Annotated in this window: 15 protein-coding genes; 6 read left to right on the top strand and 9 right to left on the bottom strand. The window is 44.9% G+C overall.

The genetic code is table 11. The annotated features are described in order from the left end of the window. Positions 1 to 4: 4 nt before the first annotated feature. The 3 genes from ACYZ97_RS06925 to ACYZ97_RS06915 all read right to left on the bottom strand — a co-directional run bounded on the left by ACYZ97_RS06925 (position 5) and on the right by ACYZ97_RS06915 (position 1,920). Entirely contained in the window at positions 5 to 910 is a 906-nt protein-coding gene (locus tag ACYZ97_RS06925) for an FTR1 family iron permease (RefSeq protein WP_473297698.1), read from the bottom strand. Further along, positions 907 to 1,242, bottom strand: a complete 336-nt coding sequence (locus tag ACYZ97_RS06920; protein WP_473297697.1) for a cupredoxin domain-containing protein — start codon at positions 1,240 to 1,242, stop codon at positions 907 to 909. Before ACYZ97_RS06920 ends, ACYZ97_RS06925 begins: the two co-directional genes overlap by 4 nt. Before the next feature lie 144 nt (positions 1,243 to 1,386). Continuing rightward, on the bottom strand, positions 1,387 to 1,920 hold the full coding sequence (locus ACYZ97_RS06915; RefSeq protein ID WP_473297695.1) for an iron transporter: 534 nt from the start codon (positions 1,918 to 1,920) through the stop codon (positions 1,387 to 1,389). Positions 1,921 to 2,214: 294 nt separating this feature from the next. Here ACYZ97_RS06915 and ACYZ97_RS06910 point away from each other — a divergent pair, with 294 nt between their 5' ends. After that, positions 2,215 to 6,219 carry an O-linked N-acetylglucosamine transferase, SPINDLY family protein gene (locus tag ACYZ97_RS06910; RefSeq protein WP_473297694.1) on the top strand — a complete coding sequence of 1,335 codons (4,005 nt, stop codon included), beginning with the start codon at positions 2,215 to 2,217 and terminating at the stop codon, positions 6,217 to 6,219. A 48-nt stretch (positions 6,220 to 6,267) separates the two neighbouring features. Here ACYZ97_RS06910 and carB read toward each other — a convergent pair whose 3' ends face one another. Then, on the bottom strand, positions 6,268 to 9,753 hold the full coding sequence (carB, locus tag ACYZ97_RS06905; RefSeq protein ID WP_473297692.1) for a carbamoyl-phosphate synthase large subunit: 3,486 nt from the start codon (positions 9,751 to 9,753) through the stop codon (positions 6,268 to 6,270). Positions 9,754 to 10,041: 288 nt separating this feature from the next. Here carB and ypfJ point away from each other — a divergent pair, with 288 nt between their 5' ends. Together ypfJ and ACYZ97_RS06895 are read left to right on the top strand one after the other, a co-directional pair. Continuing rightward, on the top strand, positions 10,042 to 10,932 hold the full coding sequence (gene ypfJ, locus ACYZ97_RS06900) for a KPN_02809 family neutral zinc metallopeptidase (protein WP_473297691.1): 891 nt from the start codon (positions 10,042 to 10,044) through the stop codon (positions 10,930 to 10,932). Between the two features lie 177 nt (positions 10,933 to 11,109). After that, entirely contained in the window at positions 11,110 to 13,515 is a 2,406-nt protein-coding gene (locus ACYZ97_RS06895) for a hypothetical protein (RefSeq protein ID WP_473297690.1), read from the top strand. Positions 13,516 to 13,727: 212 nt separating this feature from the next. On the opposite strand, the gene ACYZ97_RS06890 is transcribed toward ACYZ97_RS06895, so the two are convergent. Further along, complete coding sequence (locus ACYZ97_RS06890; RefSeq protein ID WP_473297688.1) at positions 13,728 to 14,114, bottom strand: hypothetical protein; 387 nt, start codon at positions 14,112 to 14,114, stop codon at positions 13,728 to 13,730. Between the two features lie 254 nt (positions 14,115 to 14,368). Next, a complete protein-coding gene (locus ACYZ97_RS06885; RefSeq protein ID WP_473297686.1) occupies positions 14,369 to 14,890 on the bottom strand; it encodes a DUF3592 domain-containing protein in 522 nt (173 codons plus the stop codon). A gap of 131 nt (positions 14,891 to 15,021) precedes the next feature. Here ACYZ97_RS06885 and ACYZ97_RS06880 point away from each other — a divergent pair, with 131 nt between their 5' ends. Further along, on the top strand, positions 15,022 to 16,320 hold the full coding sequence (locus tag ACYZ97_RS06880) for an MFS transporter (RefSeq protein ID WP_473297684.1): 1,299 nt from the start codon (positions 15,022 to 15,024) through the stop codon (positions 16,318 to 16,320). A 347-nt stretch (positions 16,321 to 16,667) separates the two neighbouring features. Then, positions 16,668 to 17,207, top strand: a complete 540-nt coding sequence (locus ACYZ97_RS06875; protein WP_473297683.1) for a hypothetical protein — start codon at positions 16,668 to 16,670, stop codon at positions 17,205 to 17,207. 32 nt (positions 17,208 to 17,239) lie between these two features. On the opposite strand, the gene carA is transcribed toward ACYZ97_RS06875, so the two are convergent. After that, positions 17,240 to 18,436, bottom strand: coding sequence for a glutamine-hydrolyzing carbamoyl-phosphate synthase small subunit (carA, locus tag ACYZ97_RS06870; protein ID WP_473297682.1), 1,197 nt, complete (start codon positions 18,434 to 18,436; stop codon positions 17,240 to 17,242). Between the two features lie 287 nt (positions 18,437 to 18,723). Here carA and ACYZ97_RS06865 point away from each other — a divergent pair, with 287 nt between their 5' ends. Then, positions 18,724 to 19,176, top strand: coding sequence for a GatB/YqeY domain-containing protein (locus ACYZ97_RS06865; protein WP_473297680.1), 453 nt, complete (start codon positions 18,724 to 18,726; stop codon positions 19,174 to 19,176). Positions 19,177 to 19,380: 204 nt separating this feature from the next. On the opposite strand, the gene ACYZ97_RS06860 is transcribed toward ACYZ97_RS06865, so the two are convergent. Next, on the bottom strand, positions 19,381 to 19,629 hold the full coding sequence (locus tag ACYZ97_RS06860) for a GlsB/YeaQ/YmgE family stress response membrane protein (protein ID WP_473297679.1): 249 nt from the start codon (positions 19,627 to 19,629) through the stop codon (positions 19,381 to 19,383). A gap of 87 nt (positions 19,630 to 19,716) precedes the next feature. Further along, positions 19,717 to 21,381, bottom strand: coding sequence for a Na/Pi cotransporter family protein (locus ACYZ97_RS06855; RefSeq protein ID WP_473297678.1), 1,665 nt, complete (start codon positions 21,379 to 21,381; stop codon positions 19,717 to 19,719). Between the last annotated feature and the right edge of the window lie 112 nt (positions 21,382 to 21,493).

Raw genomic sequence — 21,493 nt, 5'->3', positions numbered from 1 at the left:
TCCATCAGGCCGTTTTAATTCTAGGATGATGCCTATTGGCATTCCCGATGCAACAAAGCAAGATTGCACTGCCCCAATAGAGCAGCAATATGCCGAATTGGATGATAGACGGTTCAGCATGATAGCCGGTTAGGCTTGTTAATGTACTGTTGTCGCTGATTAGCCAATCGGTTGACCAAAGTGTAGTTTCAAAAAGCGTATATACAAATTCCGGTACATCATAATTGGGAATGATCTGATATAGCCGATCTATGGCTCCGACCATCATTGCGCCGCCCAATAACAGTAGGGCAAATTCTGAAATATGGAAGAACCATTTCCATGAAATAGCGTTGCGGAAAAGTTGTAAGAGATAGAATGTCAAAAATCCGGCGGCAAAACCGGCAAATGTGCCAAGGATGAAAATGAGACTTGATGTAGCCCGTTCGTTGACTGCCTGACCATAAAGAAAAATGACAATTTCGCTTCCCTCACGGGCAATGGCTGCCAATGCGATAAAGGCAATGCCCCAATTGCCTGATTTGTGTAGACTGTTGGCCGCTTCGGTTTCAAGATGGGCTTTCATAGTTCTGCCATGACGATGCATCCACACAACCATCTGTAGAATAAGTAAACCGGCAATGGCCATCATTATGGAAAAGAACCAGTCGCCTGCAACACCGGAAAGCCAGTTTCCTGCAAACCAGAAAACGAACGCTAGAAGAATGGCAAGGGCTGCACCGCCTGCCGTTCCGATCCATAACTTATTTTTCGCATCCTTTAGATCATTGTTGTTAACCCAGGCATATAGGATACCAATGACAAGAAGGGCCTCGACGCTTTCCCGCCAGACGATCAGAAAAGGCCCTGTACCATAGATAAGGAATCGAACACTGTCATGATAAAATAGATAAAGTGATGATGTGATCATTGTGCGGTCTCTTTGGCATTAATATCAAAGCCGGGTAGTTCTATATGGAACTCGTCAATGAAATGGTAGCGTCCTTCTTTGAGTGGATGGATCACAACAAAAGATTGGACACCAGGACCAAGCACTTTCTCGACACGCAATGAAAGATTTTCGAATTCTGCCGGACCGCTGCCGGTGTTGGTCACGATTATTTTAAAGCGTTGCCCAGTTGGTACATCAATGGAAGGTGGATCAAAAACACCGTCCTTGATTGAAATTTCATAGGAAGGAAGAGGGGCTGCTTTTGCGGCAAACGGGAAAAGCATTAGCATAAAAACAAGGATAAAGCGCATTATAGACCTTTAAATTCTGCCAGATCGGAAAATAGGCATTACCGATCTGGCATGTGTACTGTTTTTAATTGGGATGCTGTAAAACAGTCCGAAATTATGAGCATAATTTTAGAACGCCGATTGTATAAAAATCAGGTTCTTTTTTTAGTAGCCGCCTTTTTTACCGGTTCCGGCATAGGTGAAATCATATTCCACTACACATTTATCAAACCATGGAGCAACACCGGTTTCCTTGTCGACATGTCGGCCGAACATGGAGTCCTTTGAGGGAGGGGTTACGGTAAAGGTCAGATGATATTTGCCGGGACCGTCCATTTTTATGTTTTCACCATAATGGGGGCCGTCATTGGCAACCATACCATGAAAGGCGCCTTCGAGAGTCTTGTTGCTGCCTTCTTTTTTTAATGTATAGGAAACGCCGAGATAGGGCACCCAGCTTCCTTCCTGAAAACCATTCTTATTATCTTCTGTGGCATGAATGTCGGCTTCCAGATGAATATCGGATTCTGACGTTGGCAGCATCATTCCTTCTGGTTCCATTTCAATAGGCTGAAGATAGACGGCTGCAATTTCCATGCCACCACACATTTGTGGTTCGCCAATGGGAAATTCGGCAGCAAAAGCCGATGATGCAAAAACCAGAGAAGTGCCTGCCAGAAGAAGAGTTTTTAAATGCATGTTTTTATGCCTTTCCGTTAAAACATGAGTTTTTATATCATGTTTATTCGGGGTGTCCAATCATAGTTGATGATAAAATCTATGTTTTTGTTCACATAATTATCAGGAGTATCAAAGGGCGCCTATAATCTTCGTGGCTTCATATAAGGCAAAAAATACTTCTTCAGATGCTATAATGGCACTTATGTTAAATATTTGGCAGTAAGATGAGTGTTATAGGTGTTATTTGAAATAACCAGAACACTATTTTGAATGTAAAAATGTGTATTTTCCGGTGCTTTGAAGGAGCATTCCATGGCTTTAAAAATCAAGAAACAGAAAATAAAATCAAAGGCAATGCAGGCATTGCAGCAGGAAAAATTTGAAAAAGCCATTGAATTATGCAAAAAGGAAATTCTGCAGTCTCCTAAAAAAATAGAACTTTATGTGCTGGCAGCTTACGCATGCCGACGGCTTAAGGACTATGCACAAGAAGAAAGTTTTTATCATCAAGGGCTGGCTGTCGAGAAAAATCTAAATCTCTATAAAGACCTTATCGATTTTTATGTTCGCACAAATCGCAATTCGATGGCTTTGGAATTATGCGATACGCTTGTTGATCTTTTCCCCGATGATGCTGAAGCTTATCATTTGGTTGCAAAGCAAAAAGAAAAGCAAGGTGAGCATAGTGAGGCTTTCAGGCTTGCAAAAAAGGCAGTTTCTATTGAGCCTCAAAATGCCAATTTATTAAGTAACTTGTCTGAATTGGCTATTGGAAAAAAAGAAAAAAAAGAGGTTGAAGACCTCATGCTGGCGGCCTGCCAGCAAGACCCCGATTCATTGATGCTGTATGCGTGTTTGGGCTTTTTCTATTATGATAACAAACGATATCTGCAAGCTTTCGAGGCCATGAAAAAAGCACATAATTTCGGCTTTGCTCAATATATGCAGCTTTACGGTGCCTATTGGGATGGTTTTGATGAAACTGGGCAGAAGCTTGTTGAGCACATGGAAAAGGGCAAGGTGGAATTGTTCAATTGTGTCACGCCTTTTGCCAGTTGTCACTTGCCGCAATTGGATGGCTTGCAGCAGCTCAAATATAACCGTCGTTTTGCCGAGCTGGATATCAATTGGGTACTTGATGTAAAACCCTATAAAACCAAGGTCGCGGATTCAAAACGTCTTCGTATTGGTTACTTGTCGGCTGATTTTGTCCTGCACGCAACAATGCGTCTTTTTTCCGGTGTTCTCAATCTTCATGATCAGGAAAATTTCGATATCCATCTCCTTTCCCATTCACCAGTGCGCTACGATGAATATACGGATCGTATTAAAGCCTATCCGGTAACATTTCATGATCTCAATCATATGAATGATGAAGAAGCCGCTCGTTATATAGCGGATCTTGATTTGCATATTATAGTAGAAATGAAAGGATATACCCAAGACAACCGGTTGAAAATTGTAGCCCGCCGTCCGGCGCCGGTTATTGCCAGCTGGTTGGGATTTCCTGGGACTTTAGGGGTTCCCGGTTTGGCTGATTATATTATTGGCGATCCACTGGTCACGCCGCTTGAACATGAAGCGCATTTTTGTGAGAAAATTGCCCAAATGCCGCATAGCTATCAGAGCAATGATAATACCAATGCCATTCCGCATCCTCCAACACGTGCCACAGTGGGGTTACCAGAAGACGCTTTCGTATTCTGTTCTTTTAATACATTTCGTAAATTGATACCCGATGTCTTCAAAATGTGGTGCAAGTTGTTGAATAATGTGCCTGACAGTATTTTATGGATGCTTGAGCCGGATGAAGAGGAAGCAAAAAATAATATCTATAAAGAGGCGGCCAAATTCGGTATTCCTCAAGATCGTATTATCTTTGCAAATATGCTTTCTCTTGACGCTCATACAGCTCGTCTTCAACTAGCGGATCTGGCTTTGGATAGTTTTCCATATAATTCACATACAACGGGTAGTGATACTTTATGGGCCGGTGTGCCGTTTGTCGCTATCACTGGCAAGACTTTTGCCTCACGCGTTGCGGCAAGTCTGCTGACAGCAATGGAATGTCCCGAGCTTATTGCCCATAGTATTGATGAAGCCTATGAGATGACTCTTGCTTTGGCTCAAGATAGAAAACGTCTTGCCGATGTGCGGGCCAAGCTTGTAGAGAAGCGTAAAACTGCACCTCTTTTTGATACACAGCGTTTTACACGAAATATGGAACGTCTATTCCGGCAGATGTGGCAAAACCATCTGGATGGCAAGCATGACCATATTATCTTGCCGTCGGAAGATGAAACGATACTTCATTCGCAGGTATCGGATAGCTCTAATACCCATCTTACCTATGAAGATGCTTTAAAAAGTTATGAGACTTTTGCTTACGGTAAAGCCAAGGTAGAGTGTGAAACGATTTTGCAATCCGACCCGGATAATATCCGTGTTAAGCACCTTCTTGCGCAGACGTTGAAGCTTTTGAACTTCAAGACTGAGGCAATGGATTTATGGCATGATTTATTGAAGCAAGATCAGCTTGATCATGAGGAGAGAGAGGATGCTTTCTTCAATCTCGGACAGCTTTATCTTGGTGAAGAGCGTCATGAAGAAGCTGAAAAACTTTATCATGATTTCATAAAAGCCTTTCCAGAAAATGCCCATGCTTTATGCGGTATGGGGCTTGTTATGCAACGTACGGCAAAACTTGATAAGGCTGAGGAGTATTTCAAACGGGCGCTTGAACTGAACCCGACACATATGGCAGCTACGATTGCATTGGCATTCAATTATATTGAGACGGGCAAATTGGGATCGGCTGAGATATTATTGAAAAATGCCATAGAAACGCAACCAGAAGGCTATGTCTACACTAAAATTCTGGCGGAGCTATATGAAAAAACAGGTAGTCTGGAACCTGCTTTGTTCAACTATTCGGAAGCAAAAAATTGGGCTAAAACCCAAGAATTGATGCGTCGTTTGGGTGTTTGGGATTCGCTTTCAAAAACGGATGAACTCTTTATCGATAATATTGAACAAGAAGAACTCAATAAAGATAATATCGGCAATCCGTTCAGTGCATTGAATATACGCCGGATTAATAATAAACAATTTCTTGAATATTCACATCGCTATGTGAGCTTGTTGCATGGCGCAGCGATGGAGAATAAACCGCTCTATCAAGAAAATCATTCAAGAGATAAGTTGCGTATCGGTTATTTGGCTGCGGATTTTCATTATGATACGCAGCATAACCAATTGAAGAATATTTTGTCACTGCATGATAATAATATGTTTGACATCCATCTTCTATCTGGTTTTTCGCATGATGATGGCACAAATGCTGCCAGTGGTTCTAGTCATCTTCCTATTCATGAGCTGTATAAGATGAGCGATAGCAAGGCGGCTGAATTTATTGCCAGCAAGAACTTTGACATTCTTGTCAATTTGGATGGTAATGATACAATATCGCGGGGCGGTATTATGGCACTTCGTCCCGCTCCGGTTCTGGTTAATGGTTTTGGTTATGCCGGTACGGTTGGTCATCCGAATATTGCACATTATATTATCGGTGATCCGGTTGTAACACCGATTGATGCTGGTCATGATTTTAGTGAGACACTGGCTCTGATGCCGCATTGTTTTATGCCAGTTTCTCCATTTGCCTTACAACCAACGCCACCAAGCCGCAGTCAGGCAGGGTTGCCTGAAGGTGTTGTCGTGTTCGCCTGTTTCAGTGATTTGGCCAAGATTGATCCGGATCAGTTTGATCTATGGGCCAGATTATTGTTGAGTGTCGATGATAGTGTTTTGTGGATGCTTGATCCTGTGCGTGAATTTGCACGGGGCAATATCAAGAAAGAACTTGCCAACCGTGGCATTGATGAAAAGCGTTTGATATTGGCTCCGCGTCTTGCTTACGAACAACATTTGGCACGGTTGCAATTGGCTGATATTATGTTGGATACTTTTCCTCATACGGCAAGTCATACAGCAGCTGAAGCCATTTATGCCGGTATTCCATTGGTATCACTTAAGGGAAAAACATTTGCTTCGCGCATGTCATCTAGTGTGCTTATGGCTAATAATTGTCCGGTTCTGGTTGCCGATACGGCAGATGAATGGTTTAGTCTCAATTTCCATCTGGCAACGAATGATGAACTTCGTGCAACATTGAAGCAGGAGTTGAAAGTCAACAGCCAGAATTCACCACTCTTTGATAATAAGCGTTATATTCGTGACTTGGAACGTCTTTATCAGAATATGTGGGAACAGCATCAGTTAGGCAAACGTGAAGCCATTGTGCTTGATCCGCAATAGAATAAGATAACCGCTATGGCATTAAATATTGCCATAGCGGTTATAGTTTCAAGAAAAATAGGCCTGTAATGGGCGGACGTCCAATGTGCCTGCTTTGAGCGCTTCAATAGCTTCTGCTACGGCTTCAGCCCCGGCAATGGTAGTGTAATAGGGTACTTTCTGCATCAAGGTCGCGCGGCGCAAGGATTTTGAATCTGAAACCGAGCTTGCTGTATCGGTTGTATTGAAGACGATATGGACCTGACGGTTGCGGATTGCATCTTCAATATGCGGACGGCCTTCGAGCACTTTGTTGATTTTTTTCGCTTCAACGCCGTTTTCAGCAAGATAGCGCTGGGTGCCCCCGGTTGCCAGAATATTGAAGCCAAGTTTGGCCAGCCTTTTGACCGGTTCTAGAACACGGGCTTTGTCTCCATCTTTGACTGAAACGAATAATGTGCCTTCTCGTGGCAAATCGACACCGGCGCCAAGTTGTGCTTTTGCAAAAGCAAGGGCAAAATCGTAATCAAGGCCCATAACCTCACCGGTTGAACGCATTTCCGGCCCGAGCAGTGTATCTACGCCAAGGAAACGGGCAAAAGGAAAGACGGCTTCCTTAACCGCAATATGCGGTTTTTTAGGTTCTTGTGGTTTGCCGCCATAATTGTTGATAGCCTGATCCAGCGTTTCTCCTGACATGATGCGTGCAGCAACTTTTGCAACCGGACGACCGACTGTTTTGGCAACAAAAGGCACGGTACGCGAGGCACGTGGATTGACTTCCAGCACATAGACGGTGTCATTTTTGATGGCGTATTGTACATTCATTAGGCCGCCGACATGAAGTGCCTTCGCCAGAGCTTTGGTTTGGCGTTCGAGTTCGGTGACGATCTCTTTTGACAAAGTGTGTACGGGTAGCGAACAGGCCGAGTCACCGGAATGGATGCCAGCTTCTTCGATATGCTCCATAATACCGGCGATCATTGTATTCTCGCCGTCACATAGACAGTCAACATCGACTTCGATTGCTTCGGTTAGATAGGTGTCAAACAAAAGCGGATTTTTGCCGAGTAGCGTGTTGATCTGTCCGGTCTTGTCATTGGGATAGCGTGCTTTTATATCTTCTGGCACCAGTTCTGGCACGGTATCAAGCAGATAGGTCTGTAATTCACGTTCATGGTTGATGATCTGCATGGCCCGGCCGCCCAAAACATAGGAAGGGCGCACAACCAACGGAAAGCCCAGTTCATTGGCAATGAGACGGGCCTGTTCAACGGAATAGGCAATACCGTTTTTCGGCTGTGTCAGATTGAGTTTGATCAAGAGCTTCTGGAAACGGTCGCGATCTTCTGCCAAATCGATGGCATCAGGCGAGGTGCCCAGAATAGGAATACCGGCTTTCTCCAAGGATTCAGCCAGTTTTAGCGGGGTTTGTCCACCAAATTGGACAATGACGCCGACAAGCTCGCCTTTTTCTTTTTCCGCTTCCAGAATAGCTAATACATCCTCGGCTGTTAGCGGCTCGAAATAGAGGCGGTCAGATGTATCATAGTCGGTTGAGACAGTCTCAGGGTTACAATTGACCATGATCGCTTCGAAGCCGGCATCTTGAAGCGCAAATGCGGCATGACAGCAGCAATAGTCGAATTCAATACCCTGACCGATACGGTTGGGCCCACCACCTAGAATGACAACTTTCTTGCGGTTTGAAACGCCGATTTCGGAGCGTAAGGCACCGGCAAAGGGCTGCTCATAGGTTGAATACATATAGGCTGTGGGTGATGCAAACTCTGCAGCACAGGTGTCGATACGTTTGAAGACTGGTTTAACATCGAGTTTCTTGCGCAAGGCAGCAATATCATCGGCGGATTGACCGGTCAGGCTGCCCAACCGTGCATCCGAAAAACCCATGGCTTTCAACATACGCAAATTTTCTGTATCCTGTGGTACACCATGTTCGCGGATGCGTGTTTCCATGTTAATAATGTCGCTAATCTGGTCCAGAAACCATGGATCAATTTTGGAAATCTGATGGATTTCATTCAATGGCATCCCCATGCGCATGGCTTGGGCAACAAAACGCAGACGGTCCGGTGTCGGTGTGCCGATCGCGGCACGGATGGCATTTTTTTCGTCCCCTTCTTCATGATCGGGAACGGTGATTTCATCAAGCCCTGTGAGGCCTGTTTCCAGACCACGCAATGCTTTTTGCAAGGATTCTTGAAATGTCCGGCCAATGGCCATGACTTCGCCAACGGATTTCATCGCTGTCGTGAGTACAGGTGATGCTCCGGGGAATTTTTCAAAGGCAAAACGTGGAATTTTGGTAACGACATAGTCGATGGATGGTTCAAAAGAAGCCGGTGTGGCACCGCCGGTAATATCATTTTCCAACTCGTCCAGCGTGTAGCCGACAGCGAGTTTTGCGGCAACCTTGGCAATTGGAAATCCTGTAGCTTTGGAGGCAAGCGCTGAAGAACGTGAAACGCGCGGGTTCATTTCAATAACGATCAGACGACCATTTTCCGGATTAACGGCAAATTGAACATTGGAGCCGCCAGTTTCAACACCAATCTCGCGCAATACCGCAATCGAGGCATTACGCATGATCTGATATTCCTTGTCTGTCAGCGTCAAGGCCGGGGCTACGGTAATCGAGTCACCAGTATGGACGCCCATCGGGTCGATATTTTCAATCGAGCAGATGATAATGCAATTGTCCTTTTTGTCACGGACAACTTCCATCTCGTATTCTTTCCACCCCAGAACACTTTCTTCAATCAGCACTTCTGTTGTGGGGGAGGCATCAAGGCCGCGCTCGATGATTTCATAAAACTCCGAGCGGTTATAGGCAATCCCGCCGCCTGTGCCGCCAAGCGTAAAAGACGGACGTATAATGGCTGGCAGGCCGACATAGTCAAGCGCCTGACCGGCTTTGCCGATGGCGTGGGCCATATAACGCTGTTTGCGATCGGATTCGCCCAATTGCCATTCGGTTTCCAGCTTGTCGAGGGCCTTGTCGAGTGCATCGCCTGAAAGCTCGGCTTTGAGCTTGCTGCGTGCCTCTTCATGACGTTTCCGGTCTTCTTCCTTGATTTCTGTAGCATTGGCTAACATTGAACGCGGTGTTTCAAGACCGATCTTAGCCATGGCTTCGCGGAAAAGGGCACGATCTTCTGCTTTGTCAATCGCTTCGGCATTGGCACCGATCATCTCGACATTATAGCGATCCAATACTCCCATACGTTTAAGGGATAGTGCGGTGTTAAGCGCTGTTTGTCCGCCCATGGTGGGCAAAAGCGCATCCGGCTTTTCTTTTGAAATGATTTTGGCAACAACTTCCGGTGTGATCGGCTCTATATAGGTTGCATCGGCCAGATCGGGATCCGTCATGATTGTCGCAGGGTTGGAGTTGACCAGAATGATCCGGTAGCCTTCTGCTTTTAAGGCTTTACATGCCTGCGTGCCGGAATAATCAAACTCACATGCTTGTCCAATAACAATGGGGCCTGCACCGATAATCAGGATGGATTTTATATCTGTGCGTTTGGGCATTGTTTTTCCTCATGGCAAGCACCTGCACGGTAATACCGGCAGGGTAAAAGTGTGAACTGTTAAGGCTAAGCTTGCTTTATAGGTAAATGCGCAAAAAAAGTAACCCCCAAAATGCCTTTTTAGGAACTTTTTATATCTTTAACCACAGTTCAATCGACATGGATTGTGTTATGAGGCTTTTAAACTTGGCGTTTTTGGGCTTTTTCTATTTATATCTGCCGCTGTGGCTTCTTTTTTTACAAGGCTTTTCTATATATTTGTTTCTATGACAGTTATATGGAGAAGGCTATGCGTTGGAAAGGCCGCCGAGAAAGCAGGAATATCGAAGATCGTCGCGGTCAAAAGAGCGGACGCATCCTAGATACAGGTTTGCGCGGTGTTGGGTTTGGCCTTTTGAGGCGTGGTGGCGGTAAAGGTATTTTCATACTGATATTGCTATTTATTGGCCTTTCTGTTTTTGGATTTGATCCGACGCGCTTCTTATTTGGTGATGGTGCACTGGAATCAACACGTGTTGAGCAAAATACAGCTCTTGATAATCGTGATGAACGCAGTCGTTTTATTGCGACAGTTATGGCTGAAACGGAAGATACTTGGACAACTATCTTTAAAAACCACAATGAAGTATACCGCAAACCGGTTCTCGTGCGTTATAGTGGTGTTGTTCATTCAGCTTGTGGAAGGGCTAGTGCGGCTGTTGGGCCGTTTTATTGCCCGGGTGATGAAAAGCTTTATTTGGATGATCGTTTTTTTGATCAACTCGCACGCCAGTTTAATGCGCCGGGCGAGTTTGCGCAGGCTTATGTCATCGCGCATGAAATTGGACATCATGTACAAAATTTGGCTGGTATATTGAATGCAGCTGATATGCAAAAAAGACGTTTGAGTACCCGCGATGCAAATGCCGTTTCTGTACGTATTGAATTGCAGGCCGATTGCTACGCCGGTATCTGGGCCCATTTCACCGATCAAAAAGGATTGCTGGAGGACGGTGATATTGATGCCGCATTGAATGCGGCCCATCAGATTGGTGATGATACATTGCAAAAACAGGGCCAAGGCTATGTCGTTTCAGATAGCTTTACGCATGGTACTTCTGCACAACGTGCCGACTGGTTCAAGAGGGGATATGAAAATGGCGATATAGAAGCTTGTAACACCTTTAATGGTAATCTTTAAAAAATGGCGGTAAACTGGAAACATATAATAAAGGGAACTTAATATTTGGCTAGAATGCTAACTTCGAGAGACACCGACACAAAAAAATTAAGGATTTGATAATGATATAAATTGACGTTATTTTAGGAACAATAGTACTAGGAATAAGCGGGCGAGATTTTATAAAAAAATGCAGAGATGAATTTGGTATATGGTAATGGTTTGGGCGGCTTGATCTCTCGCTTTGCGTTAAGCGGCGTACTTGTTGTTTCGGTGATTGGTGGTGTGGGTGTTTCATTTGCTTTGGCAGGTGAGACCATTCGCTATGATGATACGGCAGAATCGGCAGAGCTTCGACAAGCACCTTCATTTGTTCCTTTTCCAGGTGTTCTTGATGACCTTTATGTCGGGACACCAACAGCGCCTTCATCATCTGATAATACTGTGATTGTTGATTATACAAAACTAGGGTTGCCTGACCCTTCTAGTGTATATGGTGGGCTGGTTGAAAATGGAAACTCTCTGAACAACAAGGTTTTTATTAAAAACGGCAATGTGGTTATAGCAGTTTGGGGTGGTTATGTAAAAAACACCAGCAACAGCAATGTTATGAATAGTGATAATGTTGTGACGGTAAGTGGTGGTCGTGTCGGTCTTGGTATTTATGGTGGCTTGGTTGATGATAACAATAATGGCAGCAACATTAAGGTTAATAATAATGTTGTGACAATGAGCGGTGGCAGTTCTGACGTTGGTGCTTATGGTGGCTGGGTTAATACCAACAATAACAACAGCACTATTATGGTCAGTAATAATGTTGTGATAATCAATAATAGCAGTGTTGGTTTTATTGTTTATGGTGGAACTGTTAATAATAACGCCAACAACAATAAAATTACGCTCAGTGATAATATTGTGATGATACATAATGGCAGTGTTGGCGTGCTTGTTGTGGGTGGTGCAGGCGGTGATAACAGCAGTGCTCGTGCCGATTCCATAAATGTGACTGGGAACCGTGTTGAGATCAGCGGCAGCAGTGTTGCCTATAATATTTCGGGCGGTGCTGTTACTGCCAATGATGGTTTGGTTATTAACAATACAGTCTCATTGATCGGTGATCAGATTACGCTGACTAGAGATGATGGCGGTGTGACCACTTATGGTTCGATCTGGGGTGGTTTTATAGGGAGGGATGTTTCTCTTGGTACAGAACTCGTCACCGATTTTGATAAGGTTATTAAAGGCAATACGTTAAACCTTGAAGGTTATCGCGGTACGGTCTCGGGCATTCATAATTTCGAGAACTATAATTGGATATTGCCTAAGAATGTGGCCAATGGTGAGACACTGGTCACGATTGCCGATGGTGGTAAAGCGGTTGATCTGACACGCACCAAGCATACAGTGAGTGTTTATGCTGGCGGCAACCGTTTGAAGGCTGGCGATAAGATTACAATGATTAGCAAGACCATCAGTGGTTCTTATGGGCCTTCGTCCAATCTGTCGGTGAAGGAAGGCCAGTTCATTATTTATGATTCAACGCTTTCACAACAACAAAATGGCAGTGATACAGGGCTCGTTCTGGCTATTGATAAGGTGCGTAGCAATTCGCAATCGAAGAGCTATTCGGAAGGTCGTGCAGCAGCACTGGGTTTTCTCAATCAGGGAAATGATCTGATTGCCAATGCCGGTATTAGTAATATCCGGTATATGGTGTTATCCCATGAGAACGATGTCAATCGTCCAGCCTTGATCCCTTTTGTTATCGCCAATGGTTCATCGCAACGTTACAAAACAGGCAGCCATATTGATGTCAGAGGCTTCAATACGGCTATGGGTTTTGCCACAGGTTTCGAGTTTGCATCCGGCCACAAGGCAACATTGGGGGCTTTCTTTGAATATGGCCGTGGTACCTATGATACCTATAACAGCTTTGCTGATTATGCTTCGGTGCATGGTGATGGCGATACTGATTATAAGGGCGGCGGCATCTTTGGTCGTATTGAATTTGCCGGTACAGGCCTTGGCCGTGTTAACAATCTCCCCCCTTATCAGGCGGATGGGCTTTATGTTGAAGCTTCGTTGCGTGCCGGTCGTGCCAAGAGCAAGTTTAGTGTCGGTTCAGCGATAAGTGATTATCAGGGATCTTATGACAGCAAGGCAACCTATTATGGTGGTCATGCTGCTGGTGGTTATGTGTTTAACTTTGATGACAAGCAGTCATTGGATGTCTATGGGCGTTATCTTTGGACATATATGGACAGTGATACAGTGACTGTCGCCAATGAGAAGCTTCGCTTTGACAATGCCAATAGTTCCCGTATTCAGTTGGGTGGTCGTTATGCTTATGCCTATAGTGATCAGTTCCAGCCTTATATTGGTGCAGCCTATGAATATGAGTTTGAAGGCGAGGTCAAGGCCAAGGCCTATGAGCTTGACCTTGAACGTCCATCATTAAAGGGCAGCACGGGCGTATTCGAGACAGGCTTCAGCTTCCAGCCGCTAGCGACCAACAAGGCGCTTAACATTGATGTCAATGGTCAGGCTTATGGCGGGCAACGCCAAGGTGGTGGTGGTGGCATCAAGCTCAAATACCAGTTCTAGGTTCAGATAGTATTTTGAGGAAACAGAGCTATTCTTATTCGTTTCCAATGAAGCGGGGTAGCCAATTTTATTCTAGCGGCCTTGATTAAACATGTTTTAGTTAATTTGAAATATTAGTTGTTTGATCCTCTCAATCTGATAGAGCATGCGTATAATAAGGAAGACGTGTACCGTCTTTTAGCCGCACATCCGCTTGCCAGCGGCGTCCATACTTACGGGCCATCTCCTTTTTTCTCCATCAATATTCGTGTTATTCGGTCGGCCAACTGTCGTCCGTCAAAGGTCAGATAAAGTTCTTTTGCACGGGCGTCCCGTGGGGACGGCTTTTGAATGATTAAGCCATGCCCCGGTAATGGGTTCCCTTGGGCGTCTTTGCGGTAACTCAAGGGGGATAATGCGAGGATATTACGGGAGACAATTTGCTTTAGCAAACCCGTAGACTCCCTAATTTCTATGGCCTCAGCCCCTTCGTTTCGGGCGATAGCCAAGAACACCAAAACTTGGTTGAGCTCCATTTTGATGTCTACCTCACGGAAAACCTCAACAACATCTATCAGTTTTCCTATGTTTTCTTTTATAATTTGGTTATAGGATTGCACGTCTGTTTCCTTCCAGAGTAAGTCAAAGCTTTAGAGCAAATTCCTAAACTACTGGGAGAAAGATATCCATATTAGCGCTGTGAATAACCCATTTCATTTATTTGTCTTATTGATGCACGTTGTTTCTTAAGGTGACTATTGAGCCTGCTGGAACAATAGGTTGACCGATTTGAAATTATCAGAGCAGCGATGTGGATGCCGATCATGTGTTTATATGTCAATATGAGCGTTTTAGAAATATTGTATGAAGGATTTTAAAGGCGCTGAATAACTGTTGTTTTTTTGATATCTTGTCGATGCGTTTCGGTCAGCTTGTTCTTGCGACTTCGCATGATGAAAAATGCAATAATACCGCTCATGGCAATGATAAAGCCTAAGCCGCCAAAAAATAGAGCGCCCCCCCACAGTTCCATAAATGAATTGATCTGTGCCTGCTCTGGTCGTGTAGGATCATAGAGAATATTGACTTGTTCACCTACACTGTAGGAGGGAGGATTGCTGCTGGAATTGGTTGTAAATTCGATTTCGCGGTTTGTTTGGTCATGAAAAATGATGACCGGTGCATAGGTTGCGCCGCCTTTATCGTTTTTTACGCGTATAAGTTCGGTGACGGTTCCTTCTGCTTTGGCTGCTTTTTGGATGAAAGAATTTGTATAGATATATAAGCCAACTCCGGCGCCAAGCCAGAGTAGGCCGAAGACGAATAGATAGATAGGAGCAAACCTTAAAAGGCCTTTAGAGCTGGGCGTATTTCTTACTTCGAAATTATGTTGCATTAATATCTATTCGCCTTAGCTTATATCCAATAAAATCCTTTATTGAACATCTTTTTGTTATTCAAGTTGAAATCTTGTTTTCTTGGCGTTCACAATCGGATAAAGCCGAATAGTACAATAAGGATTCTTCCATGCGTGCCATTGATCCTAAGTTTGCTCGTCGCGGGCTAATCCTCGTCTTTATCACCTTGCTGCTCGATATTATTGGCATTGCCATTATTGTGCCGATAATGCCTGAATATTTAAGCCAGCTGACGGGGGATGACATTGCCCGGGCTTCTGTCGATGGCGGTATATTACTAACTGTTTATTCAGCCATGCAGTTTCTGTTTGCCCCTCTGATTGGCAATTTGTCTGATCGTTATGGCCGTCGCCCTATCTTGTTGGTGTCGATTATCACTTTTGCTCTCGACAATCTGATCTGTGCTGTTGCGTGGAGTTATTCGATCCTCTTTATCGGCCGTATACTTGCCGGTATCAGTGGGGCCAGTTTTTCAACTTGCTCAGCCTATCTGGCGGACTTGTCCGATGATAAGAACCGCACACGTAATTTTGGTCTGATAGGTATTGCTTTTGGAGCCGGATTTATGCTGGGCCCATTAATTGGCGGGTTGTTAGGTGAAATTGGGCCACGTGTTCCTTTTTATGTCGCGGCCGCTCTTTCTTTCATCAATTTTATCTTCGCATGGTTCATGCTGCCGGAAACCCTGCATAAACGTTTACGCCGCCGTTTCGATATCAAGCGTGCCAATCCGGTTGGTGCATTGCTGCAGCTTAAACAATATCGCGCTGTGCTCTGGGTTTGTCTAGCTTTCTTCCTTTATTGGCTGGCTATTGCAGTCTGGCCGGCGGCAGGTCCGTTTGTATTCAAGGAACGTTATCAATGGAGCGAGCTACAGATCGGCGTGCTTTATGGCACGTTTGGTCTAGGGCAGATTATCATCATGGGTGTGGTATTGCCTCATGTTGCCAAGCGCTGGACAGATTGGCGCATTTCAATAACAGGACTCATTTTTGCTGTTATTGGTATGATCGGCTATACGCTGGCCTATCAGGGGTGGCTGGTCTATGTGGTGTTTGCCTGCACTATGCTTGAATATCTAGCGCATGCACCGATGCGTTCGATTGCTGCGGCTCAAGTGCCACAAAATGCGCAAGGCGAGTTGCAAGGCGCTTTGACATCCATCACATCAATTACTTCGATGATCGGGCCTATTTTTTATACAACCATATTCCAGCATTATGCCGGTCGTGAAGCGGTTAATGTTTTTTATGGCGCCCCTTTTGTTGCTGCGTTCTTTGCGCTTGTTGCCGCTCTTATGGTTATGGGGCTGTTTGTGCGCCCGCCTAAGCCTCATCCGGTTATGGTTGTTGTTGACGATTTGGTAGAGCCGCCCAAAGATCCTAAAGATGTTCAGACGAAATCTTAGTTTGTAAAAGAAACATTATTCGTTTGAGATTTTGTAATTTATCTGCTTTTCCAAGAGAAATATTTTACATATAAAATAAATTCGATTGTTTTTATTTCAACGCTGTGAAATATCAAGCCTCATTATTGATGATAGGCGCTGATGTTATATCTAAAAAATTGATCAATTCAATTGCAACGATAATATTGGTGGCTTGTAATAGCGACAAAAAATATGACATCAGGAACCAATCTTTTGAACCTTCGATTTTGACGTCAAAGGCAGGTGCCGCGCTTGCTTTTCGTGTGACGCTTGATAAAGCCCTTTGTGATTATGGCACGATCAAACTGCGAAAAATCCAAGAGGGTGTGATTGATAAGGACCATGTTGAAACGTTGGCTGTAACAAAAACAAATTATGTTTTTGTGGGTATGTCCAATGATATGAAAAAGCCGTTGAATATATTTCATCCGCTTACTATTGAAAGCGCAGCTAAAAATCTGTCTTATAATGATATTAAAGGTGCATTTAATTCTATTGCGCTGGGGGATTATATTCTTACTGAAGTACGTTGTGAAATGAAGGACGGCTATAAAGCGATTGTTGGTGAAACCCGTCTTTCAACATTTCTGAAAAATGAAATACAGCAAGATCCAAGACCTCTTTTGGGTAGCAATTTCATCCACATCAATACAGGTGAAATGATTGATATGGGTGTTTTAAATCTGACTCCAATTGATAATCATATTTTTCGTAATAAGAAAGTAATGGTTGTTGGTGTTAAGGCATCAGGCCTGTTGCAAAATACAATTGCTCAGAGATTTGCTGATTTGAATGGCCGTATCCGGTTTACAACGATGAGTTTTGACCCAACAATTATGCAGCAATATATACAAAAGGCTCTATAGGATCAAAAAAGTGTTCCTATAGAGCCTGCTATTCATGCTGCTTTTTTATGGGCGATGATCAAATCTTTAAAACGCTGGAAGAGATAATGGCTGTCTTGTGGGCCGGGAGAAGCTTCAGGGTGATGTTGCACGGAAAAGACTGGTTTACCTGTTAACTGGATGCCGCAATTGGAGCCATCAAATAACGAGATATGGGTTTCTTCAACGCCTGCTGGAAGACTAGCTGTGTCGACAGCAAAGCCGTGATTCATCGAGACAATTTCAACCTTGCCGGTTGTGTTATCCTTGACCGGATGATTGGCACCATGATGGCCTTGATGCATTTTGACGGTCTTGGCACCGGTAGCAAGCGCCAACATCTGATGCCCCAGACAGATGCCAAAAAGCGGAATGCCACTTTCTACGAGCTTTTGAATGGCGGGAACAGCATATTCACCGGTTGCTGCCGGATCACCGGGGCCGTTGGAAAGAAAAATACCATCCGGATTCATGGATAGAATATCTTCAGCTGCTGTTTTTGCGGGAACAATTGTAACCTTGGCTCCAAGGCCGGCAAGCAGACGTAGAATATTGCGCTTGATGCCATAATCAACGGCGACAATATGGAACGCATTTTCTTTTTCGTGACTATAGCCTTCATTCCATACCCATGGTGTCTCACTCCATATGGCGGATTGGCCGGATGTAACGTCTTTCGCCAAATCAAGACCAACAAGACCGGACCATTTTTGGGCCCGTTCTTTTAAAGCATCAATATCGAATTTTCCCTGTTGATCATGGGCGATGACGGCATTGGGCGCACCTTTTTCACGGATGAGTGCGGTTAAGGCCCGTGTATCGATGCCACAAAGGGCAATAATGCCACGTGTTTTTAACCATTGATCCAGCCCTTGGGCCGAACGATAGTTGGAAGGATGGGTGATGTCAGCTTTGAAAATTGCGCCTACAGCCCCATGACGGTTGGCAGGGCTGAGGTCTTCAATATCTTCTTCGTTGGTGCCGACATTACCGATATGGGGAAAGGTAAAGGTAACAATCTGTCCGCTATAGGACGGGTCGGTCAGAATTTCTTCATAGCCGGTGAGCGCTGTGTTAAAACATACTTCGGCTTCGATGGCACCTGTTGCACCTAGCCCCATGCCTTCAACGACTGTACCATCGGCCAGCACCAATACGGCAGTTGGTTTGGTTGTAGTCCATGATGGTGTCTTGGGCGTAGCGTTGGTCATTGTTTTCATCTCTCGGTTTTAGTGTGCTGCAGATCCATATCAGGCTTGTCTAGACCGGATATAATTTCTTGCGGCATGACTATCGGGGATTAGCGGCTTGCCTCTAATCCTGCAAAAGTGCTCTATGTTCAGCTAAGTTTTGATATATAACGCCGTTATACGAGGAGGTAAAGGGCCGACATGTTCTTTTTGCCGCTTATGCAGATAAATTCATAGGCGCTTATTGCAAGCCGTGACGCGATTGCGTAGAGAAGCGTTTCATAGCTTTAACTATCGGATGAAATATCATGTTGCGTGAAACGATCAATGAGGCGCTTAAAAGCGCAATGAAAAATCAGGACAAGACCCGTTTGTCGACATTGAGATTGATCAATGCGGCTTTGAAAGATCGTGATATTGCCAATCGGGGTGAAGGTAAGGCAGCAGTTGATGACAGTGAGCTACAGGCCATTATGGCACGTATGATTAAGCAACGCGAAGAATCTGCCAAGATTTATGAAGAAGGCGGACGTCATGAACTGGCTGAAGCAGAGCGTGCAGAGATTGCTATTATTCGTGAGTTTCTGCCTCGGCAGCTTGATGAGCATGAAGTGGCTGAAGCTATTGATAAGGCTATTGCCGAGACTGCAGCTGAAAGCTTGCGTGATATGGGCAAAGTGATGGCTTATTTGAAAGAGCGTTATACCGGTTCCATGGATTTTTCAAAGGCCAGTGGGGCAATCCGTTCCCGTCTTCAATAAGCGCTCCCGCTAAAGTTGGAGACTTTTGCGATAAGGCAGCGCGTTAAAGGGGTATAAAGCACTCCCGCTAAAGTTGGAGACTTTTGCGATGGGTTGTATGCTAGAAAATTCAGGTCAAAAAATACTATACTCTTATGATGGAAGAGGAATGGGATAATTTTTGACCTTGCAGGTCGGGTCCCGATATTTATTCGCTGGGGTGTTTTATCGGATGGCGCGACCAATGGTGATCAATAGGCATGCACCAATAAAACCGGCGATGAGATAACCGAACCAGCCGGCAAAGCTAACGCCAAAAAAGCCCAAAATAAAGCTTGCCAATGAAGCGCCTACAATGCCGAGAATGATATTGAGAATCATACCGGTATTGCTTTTCATAAAGTTCTGGGCAAGCCAACCAGCCAATCCTCCAATAATAATGGCTGCAATCCAGCCTACACCTGCTGTACCCATTTGTAAGTCTCCTTCAAATTGTTATTGAATACAGACATAGGGTACCGTGGTTTATAAGCAAGGCCAATGCTGCAAATAATGAATGGTTTAGGTTTTGAGGCGTGATTTTTTCAATAGGCCCTGTTCTTCCAATATCGGATAAACAATCGATGTCAGCAGGGAATTGATCTGTTTAAGATCGCGTATCGTATCAAGGTGAAGGCTGGAGGACTCGATGCTTTTTTCATCGCCTTCACGCAGCCGCTGGAAGTGACGTAAACTGCTTTCTTTTTCAAGTTCACGCAGATTATCTTTTTCTTGAACGAGAATTTGTGCGGTACGTGTATCGCGTGAGACAAGCACGTTGAAGGCCATATGCGCATTGGCCAGAACGATAGAATGAAAGTGAGAAAGCTCCTGCCAGCCGGTTTCGGTGAACTCAAGGTTTGACTGCGCTTTTTTCTTTACCTGCGCCAGCATATTATGAGTGATAATATCGCCGGTCTGATCGAGCTTAATACAGGCGCCGAGGAGTTCTTGTGTGTGTAGGGCTTCTTCGTCACTGAGCTTGTTGGCAGCCAACCGTGCCAGATAAAGTTTGACTGCAGCATGTTTTTTATCCAGTACATCATCTAGCATGTAGAGCTCGTTAATGATGTTTTTATCCGGCTGCTCATAGAGCTTCATAATCTTTTCCAGCATCATATCGACCAGATCGCATATACGGACGACTTCCCGCATTGTATTGGCGAGTGCCAGTGCAGGTTGTTTGATGACGGCGTCATCCAGTGCGCTTTGTGCCATGACATCGAGTGTTTCTGCGGATTCAGGTATGGTCTTTTTTAAGCGTACGATTTTATCGGTAAACTTCAAGACGATTGATGAAAGCGGAATTCCGGCAAGTAGGATAATGATATTGAAAACAATATGGGCGTTGACAACTTGGCTGACAGGATCGGAACCAAGCAGGGATACAGGCGGTTTGCATATCAAAAACAGGGCGAGCATGATGAGGGAACCGGCACCGCGCATCAACAGATTGCCCATAGGGACGATGCGCGTTTCTGCATCGCTATTGCGGGTAAGCAGCGGTGCGATCACGGAAGAACCCAGATTGACACCTAATACCATAATAACGCACAGCTCGGCATGGATGAGGCCATGTGAAGCAAAACTTACGAGCAAAATGATGCCGGCAATAGAAGAATGGAAAAGATAGGTGAGGATAGCCGCGAGCAGGAAGGATGAAAGCGGATCCGTGGAAAGATAGGCGATGATATTAGGTAGAATTGCACTATCGCGTAAGGGGGCGGTCGCTTCTCCAGTCATTTCCAGTGATAGGATTAGTAGGCCAATGCCGACAATGATACGCCCGATTTGGCGCCAATCGCGTCGCTGCGTGGTCATAAAAATGAATGTACCGATAAGGATGCATAGCGGTACAAGCGCTGTCAGATTGTAGGACAGGATCTTGACAACCAGCGCCGAACCTAGTTCGCCGCCGCGTACGGCCATCAGGCCGGCTATGCCGGAGACAAAACCCGAGCCTACAAAAGAGCCGACCAGAAGAGTGACCGCTGTGGAGCTTTGTAGTACGACGGCCATGAACAAACCAAAGCCGACAGCAAATAGCGGATTTTTCATGACATTGCGTAATTTACGCTTCAGGCGATCACCATATGCGCGTTCAACGCCGGTACGGATCATGCGTGTTGCCCATAAAAGCAGTGCTACGCTGCCCGCAAGATGAAGAAGAACCAGCAATCCAGCCACTGGAGCTCCTCCTTTGTTGATTGCATTATGCCTTTTTATTAGACTATAGGGGGAGGGTGATCTTTGTCCAGAGTAGTCAATGTGTTATGAAAGTATTTTCATCATAATCATG

The sequence above is a fragment of the Bartonella sp. bp_1 genome, from assembly GCF_055808085.1.
This window is presented reverse-complemented; position numbering and strand designations above follow the sequence as displayed.